Genomic DNA, 3,401 nt, shown 5'->3' on the forward strand with positions numbered 1-3,401 from the left:
GGGGCGTGGTGCAGAAATTGCCAAAATCCTTGGAGTAACGCCTAAAGCGGTCAGTAAATGGTTTAGCGGAGAAACAACCCCCTCACCGAGTAAAACTTATGCTCTTGCCAAATATTTAGGAGTGACACCGGAATGGCTAACATTTGGCGATCAAAATGTTGTTCCTGCGAACGTTAAAAAATCCCACTCTTATCCCCTTATTAGTTCAATTCAAGCAGGTACATGGACAGATGCGTGCGATTTTCACGATAGTATAGGTTATGACTATATTGACACAGAGATAGATGCAGGCGAAGACGCGTTCTTTTTGAGGATAAGCGGCTTATCGATGGAGCCTAAATTTAGCGAAGGGGATTTAGTGTTAATTGACATTCGCAAACGCCCTCACCCCGGTGATTTTGTAGCCGCTGTCAATGGAAACGGTGAAGCAACCTTAAAACGCTATCGTGAATTAGGCGAAATTTCCGAATCAGGTAATCCACATTTTGAGCTTGTTCCCCTTAACCCAGATTTCCCAACCCTTAGTTCAATGAAACAAGAAATTCGCATTATTGGCGTGGCGGTTGAGCATCGGAGTTATTTGTAACTACCAAACCAGTAATTGAAATTTATTGGACGTGGCGGTTGAGTATATACGGAGTCCAAAATGAAAGAACACGATCACGATAAGTTTCTCATTGCCTTGATCAAAGAGGCTTTACGCCGTACTGAATATTCTAAAACAGAGCAGAAAGAATATTTAGAAGGTTTGCTGCGCGTTGAGCCAGCATCATTACGGAATCTAATCACCTGTATGCTATCGGTTCAACTAGAAAACCTACATCAGTTTGCTGATGTGGTAGTGGGCAAAGGTGAAGATAAAGATGGGGCATAGGTTGAATTTAAATTAAAATGATCAAATTTAGCTTGACATTAAAAGATTAGATATTATTATAAATCATAAATGACGGAACCCATAGCAGCTCACAGACCATTTTTACTATCTGTACGGCTGTTATGGGTTTTTCTTTATCATCTCAACGAGTTCCCAATATGAAGAAAACAGCAATTCTAATTGATGGTGGTTTTTTCTTTGCCAAAGTTGGTTTTTTTATTAGAAAATACTTTAAAACACAAGAAGTAACCGCAGATCACCTGATTGATTTAATGTGGAAAATTGTTAAATTCCATACCGAAATTGAGCGCGGACAACATTCAGGAAGAGAGCCACAAGAGCTATATCGCATTTATTACTATGATAGCCCCCCATTGATAAGCAAGTTAAATTACCTCATCCAGAGAAAGGACAAAGCACACCTAGAGATAAAAATTTTAAAGCTGAACCAATGAATAAACTTAGAGCCGAATTTCACGCAAAACTGAAAGGAACACGAAAAACGGCACTACGAATGGGCAAATTACAATCAACAGATTGGAAACTTAATGATCATACCTTAAAAGAGCTTCGCAGGGGCAAAAAGAGATGGGAAGATTTAACTAATGCAGACTGGTACTATGAAGTTAATCAAAAAGGTGTTGATGTTAAACTTGGAATGGATATTACTATCCTTTCATATGAGAAACTTGTCGATGTGATCGTTCTCATTGCTGGAGATTCGGACTTTGTCCCTGCTGCTAAGCAAGCAAGAATAAAAGGGGTAGATTTTATTTTAAACCCTTTAAAGCAGGAAATTTCAGAAGAACTTTCGGAACACATCGATGGCATTCAATCATTTAGCATTGGTGTTGGATTAGCCGAAATATTAAAGCGCAATCCTGACAACAATCCTGACTGGTGGTTAGAATATCAAGCCAAAATAGAGGCTAAACGTAATAGCAAGAAAAAGAAGAAGTCTAAATCGCTAAAAAAATAGCGTCGCAAAAACCGCCCTCGTGGCGGTTTTCTTTTGCCCAAATCTTGCTTAAATCCACTCAAATCGTGCTTAAATCCATAAACTACAATCATTTCAATCTGTTAGATAATCAATCTTTCCTTGCTTAACCATTTTCGTGGCGTCGCGAAAATGGTATTTCAACAAAATTTATTTCTTAAATTTCACTTCTCCATTCTCGAATTGTTTAAAAAACAAGCAATCAAACAAATTTTTTGAAAATATTTTTCTTTAAAAATCAACAATATGTGTACTTTTGGTACTTTTTACTTCACAAAATGAACAAAAAGTTCTTTACATATATGAACCAATGGTACACAATACACCCATCAAAACGAAACAACGAGGAAAAACAAAATGGCTTACATCAACCAACAAATGAAAAAAGAAATTATGGCAAACGTGAAAAAAGTGTTACCGCAAGGCTGGAAAGTGAGCGGAAAGGTATGCGACAGCGCGGCACTTTCTCTTACTGTAAAAATCGCCGGTGAAGATGCGAACGTATGGAATGAGTGGAAAGCCAAAATCGCAAACGCAAAATCAAGCAATGCACTTTTTGAAGCACGCCAAGCTAAACCTTTTGCCGAAGTGATTGAAGCCTTACGCAACGCAATGGAAAGCCTCAATGCTGGCGTAAATGATGGCTCTCGTGATTTATGTACAAAACGCTACTTTACTGAAATGAACATTATCACCGCTTAGGCTCGAGAGAGCCTTTATTCAAGCCCTAGTGGGTTTTAATAAAGGTTTTTTTAACCGAATTTGCTCTTTAACAATTTAGATAAAACACATTGTCGCCTGATGGTGAGTAGTTAGTCAAAGCGTGGAAGACCATATAGAACCACCGCTACAACAGCATTATGCCTCAATGAGGAAAAATCATAATCCGACAAGGTGTTTAGGTGAAAGCTGGTCGCACATAATAAGGTGCAAGGGAGTAGCCGAAGTTATCTGCTGGCTGTGGCAAGGGTAAATAATCACAGTCTTAACATTGCCCCAATAGCTCAATAGGTAAGAGCAATCGGCTCATAACCGATAGGCAGATAGGTTCAAATCCTACTTGGGGCACCATTCAAAACCGCATTCTTAGCCATTCCTTTTTATGTTTTTTTCATCGTGGCTTTGAGTGTGGTTCTGAATGAGATGAGAAATAGGAGAAACTCAGTGAAAAAATATGAATTAACCGACGAGTATATCGAGATCGGGCTTACAACTAAAATTAAACTTTATCGCATAAAAGCGATAATCGAAATCGCATCAATTGGCGTTAGTGCTGGTGATTTAGGTGGCTATGTTGAGAAAGAGTCAAACTTAGATCAGAGCGGCGATGCCTGGGTGTACGGCAATGCCAAGGTGTACGGCGATGCCAAGGTGTACGGCGATGCCTGGGTGTACGGCGATGCCGAGGTGTTCGGCGATGCTGAGGTGTTCGGCGATGCTGAGGTGTACGGCAATGCCAAGGTGTACGGCAATGCCAAGGTGTACGGCGATGCCTGGGTGTACGGCGATGCCGAGGTGTTCGGCGATGCT

At 40.1% G+C, this 3,401-nt stretch carries 5 protein-coding genes, 1 tRNA gene and 1 pseudogene; all 7 read left to right on the plus strand.

All coding sequences use genetic code 11. From position 1 onward, the window contains the following. On the plus strand, positions 1 to 586 hold a 586-nt coding region (locus tag C3Z13_RS08695; protein ID WP_281258787.1), incomplete at its 5' end, for a LexA family protein. A 60-nt stretch (positions 587 to 646) separates the two neighbouring features. Then, a complete protein-coding gene (locus C3Z13_RS08700; protein ID WP_103855654.1) occupies positions 647 to 874 on the plus strand; it encodes a hypothetical protein in 228 nt (75 codons plus the stop codon). A gap of 158 nt (positions 875 to 1,032) precedes the next feature. Continuing rightward, complete coding sequence (locus C3Z13_RS12390) at positions 1,033 to 1,329, plus strand: PIN domain-containing protein (RefSeq protein WP_245872605.1); 297 nt, start codon at positions 1,033 to 1,035, stop codon at positions 1,327 to 1,329. Beyond that, positions 1,326 to 1,853, plus strand: a complete 528-nt coding sequence (locus C3Z13_RS12395; RefSeq protein ID WP_245872606.1) for an NYN domain-containing protein — start codon at positions 1,326 to 1,328, stop codon at positions 1,851 to 1,853. The genes C3Z13_RS12390 and C3Z13_RS12395 overlap by 4 nt, the downstream gene beginning before the upstream one ends. A gap of 375 nt (positions 1,854 to 2,228) precedes the next feature. Then, entirely contained in the window at positions 2,229 to 2,573 is a 345-nt protein-coding gene (locus C3Z13_RS08710; protein WP_103855655.1) for a hypothetical protein, read from the plus strand. Positions 2,574 to 2,864: 291 nt separating this feature from the next. Further along, positions 2,865 to 2,942 (plus strand) — tRNA-Met (locus tag C3Z13_RS08715). Positions 2,943 to 3,035: 93 nt separating this feature from the next. Then, a pseudogene (locus C3Z13_RS08720) lies at positions 3,036 to 3,401 on the plus strand (polymer-forming cytoskeletal protein); the annotation flags it as partial.

Origin of the sequence: Avibacterium endocarditidis, from assembly GCF_002921145.1 — a bacterium.
Taxonomy (GTDB): domain Bacteria; phylum Pseudomonadota; class Gammaproteobacteria; order Enterobacterales; family Pasteurellaceae; genus Avibacterium; species Avibacterium endocarditidis.